Annotated in this window: 1 pseudogene; it reads right to left on the reverse strand. The window is 70.3% G+C overall.

Annotation, left to right across the window (positions count from 1 at the left end):
* Positions 1-526 (reverse strand): annotated as a pseudogene (locus ABD323_RS45240) (hypothetical protein); the annotation flags it as partial.

Consider the following 526-nt stretch of genomic DNA (forward strand, 5'->3'; position numbering starts at 1 on the left):
CCCGAGCCCGAGCAGGATCCCGCCCCCCCGCCAGTCGCGCCGCAGCGCCCACCGGTACAGGCAGAACAGCAGCGCGACCAGGCCCGTCCACCAGAGCAGCGGCGTACCGATCCCGAGCACCTCGCTCGCGCACTCGGCCACCTGGCAGCCGGACTGGCCCATCTTCGGCGACTCGTAGAAGAACGACACCGGCCGGCCGACCACCAGCCAGCTCCAGGGGTTGGACTGGTAGGTGTGCGGGGTGGTCTGGCCGACGTGGAAGTCGTACATCGTCGCGTGGTAGTGCCACAGGCTGCGCAGCGCGTCCGGCACCCAGCTCATGTCGAACTGGAACGGCATCTTGATGCCCAGCACGGACTCGGGCGACAGCCCCTCCCGGTGCAGGGCCCAGCCCCGGGCGTACCCGCCCTTGCCCGGCTCGGTACCGGACATGAACCAGCCGGTCCAGGAGACCAGGTAGACCGAGGCCGAGGCCGCCACCATCAGCGGCCCGACCAGGAAGAAGTCCCCGATCGTGTACAGCGGC

Origin of the sequence: Kitasatospora nipponensis (assembly GCF_039528135.1) — a bacterium.
GTDB lineage: Bacteria > Actinomycetota > Actinomycetes > Streptomycetales > Streptomycetaceae > Kitasatospora > Kitasatospora nipponensis.